Genomic DNA, 2,286 nt, shown 5'->3' on the forward strand with positions numbered 1-2,286 from the left:
CCGCCCACTCGTCGTCGATCTTCACGTACAGTGCGGTCACGAGGGTGTTCAGTTCTGTCGTCACAAACGGATCTTGAACACCCTCTCTTCATGCCTGCAGGCATTTGGACAGACTCGTCTAGTTGGCCACTCTGAGCATCGCAGTTGGCCACACAGCCCCTTCGCGAACGTGCTGCCGGCGTTCATGCGTACCTTGGACACGGCGTTTGGATGACTGTCCTGTGCAACACGGAGGCCGCGGGGATCGGTTTACATGTCTTCGCTCTTGCCGCGCCCGATGCTGTGACTTCAAAGTCGTACTTCACGACCTTGGGGGGCCGGATGTGGCGTACGCGGGCTCGTCGGGTATTGGTTTCCGCTGCGGGCATCTGCGCCCTGCTCGCTGTGCCGGGCTGCGGTGCCGATGCTGGAGGAGCCGGCAGGCCGTCACCCTCCACAACGGCATCGCACACGTACACCAGCCAGTCCTTTGGGGTGCCGCTCACGATCACCGTCCCCACCTCGCTGGGAAACCGGCCGGCATCCGACACCAGCACCTTCCTGACCTGGGTGAAGTCCGATAGCGACAAGGTCCGATTCTTGCTGCCCGCGGTCGTGTATCGGCCAGGGGGCAGCGGCAGCCCCGAGAAGCCGCCTTCCACCTACAAGGACTACGTGGCATACCTTCATGAGCAGGCCGGATATCACGCGAACTGGCGGGACGAGAAGACCACGACCGTCGGAGGCCGGGCCGCCACACTGCTAACCGGCACGACCAATGAGCCTATGGACGGATCATTCGGCTGCCCGACGGCTGAAGGAGATCCCGACAAGGACTGCTTTGGCCTCCAGCCTGACTACGAATTCCGAGTGGCCGTCATCGACGCCCCCAGCAGGCCGCTGGTGGCATGGACGCCGGTCGACGTCACCCGGGTCTTTGATTCTTCGCCCGCCTTCAGGCGGTTCGAAGGCGTGCTCCAGACCCTCACATTCCGATAGAGCGTCCGGGCCTCCTGTTTCTGAGCGCCAAAGTGGCCAACTGAAGCGCACAGGGGCCAACTACTGAGATTTTCGGTTCGGGGTGACGTCATGGCGGGGCCGGGATGAGTCCGGTCTCGGCGATGAATCCGTCGAGCAGGCCAGGTTGGTACTGCATCCGTTTCAGGCGGGTGCGGGCCAGCGCGGCGAGCTCGTCGAGGCTGCACGGGGCCAGGTTGCCCAGGCTGTTCTTCAGATGTGCCCACACGCCTTCGGCCGGGTTGAGGTCGGGCGTGTAGGCGGGAAAGCGGAAGACAGTCAGCCACTGCCGGGCCTCGATCAGCTCACGCATCGCGGCGTCGACGTGATGGGTGTAGTTGTCCCACACCAGCACGACGGGCCCGCCAAACTACTGGTGAGCTGCATCCAGCAACGCGGGCAAGTCCTTCTCCCGGAACCCCTTCCCCTCGCCCTTGCGGCCGTGATGCACCAGCATCCGGAAGATGAGCCGGGTTGGCCGGCCCTGCCTGCGGCACACCACACCTGCCAGTGAAATACGTCCCGAGCCCCCACCCCGGACGGTGACCCGGGGCGTGTGGCCGCGCCGGGACCAGGTCGGTGCTTTCGGCGGCCGCAGCACCTGGCCCGACTCGTCGGCGAAGCACAGCCATGCGCCCTGGTCCCTCACCGTCTTTCCACGCGGGGCCAGGTCTCCCTGATCCAGGCGGCCACCGCGTCCTCGTCACGCTCGGCGGCCCGGCGCTGCGGGACCTGCACGGTGAAGCCCATCTGGTGCAGGATGCGCCAGGTCTGCGCCGGACTGAACCGGACGTGGAAGCGCCGCGCGATCACTGTGGCCACCCGGGCCAGCGTCCAGCGTTGATCCTCCACCCACCCGTGCGAGGCCGGCCCCTTCTCCAGCTCGGTGGCCAGCCAGGCCCGCCAGTTGGGCGTCATCCGCGACGGCCGCCCCGACGCCCCCTTGGACCGAAGGGCCTGCACGCCACCCTCCCGCCAGCGAGCGTGCCAGGCATACGCGGACTTCCGTGAGACCCGTAATCGCCGCGCGACCTGCGGCGGCGTCACACCTTGCGCGAATAACTCGGCAACCTCAAACCGCACTTGTTCCCGTTGAGCCCGCTGCTTCGCGGTCAGCGGCCCCCATCGGGATATCGCATGACACCGGGATACACCCACCAGCGAGATCACCGTCACCCTAGGCCGAAACCCTCAGTAGTGCCGCATCAACGTTCGCCCTGGCATGACGCGTTGCTCGCTTGCTGCGCCAGGCGGTATCGGACGGCCAGAATGATCAGGTGGCTGAACGTG

Annotated in this window: 1 protein-coding gene and 1 pseudogene; one reads left to right on the forward strand and one right to left on the reverse strand. The window is 65.9% G+C overall.

Annotation, left to right across the window (positions count from 1 at the left end; translation table 11 throughout):
- The first annotated feature begins 474 nt into the window (after window positions 1-474).
- Complete coding sequence (locus ACWDA7_RS52165) at window positions 475-978, forward strand: hypothetical protein (RefSeq protein ID WP_450615170.1); 504 nt, start codon at window positions 475-477, stop codon at window positions 976-978.
- Between the two features lie 88 nt (window positions 979-1,066).
- Here ACWDA7_RS52165 and ACWDA7_RS52170 read toward each other — a convergent pair.
- Window positions 1,067-2,135, reverse strand: a pseudogene (locus ACWDA7_RS52170) (IS630 family transposase).
- Between the last annotated feature and the right edge of the window lie 151 nt (window positions 2,136-2,286).

This window comes from Streptomyces sp. NPDC001156 (assembly GCF_053598275.1).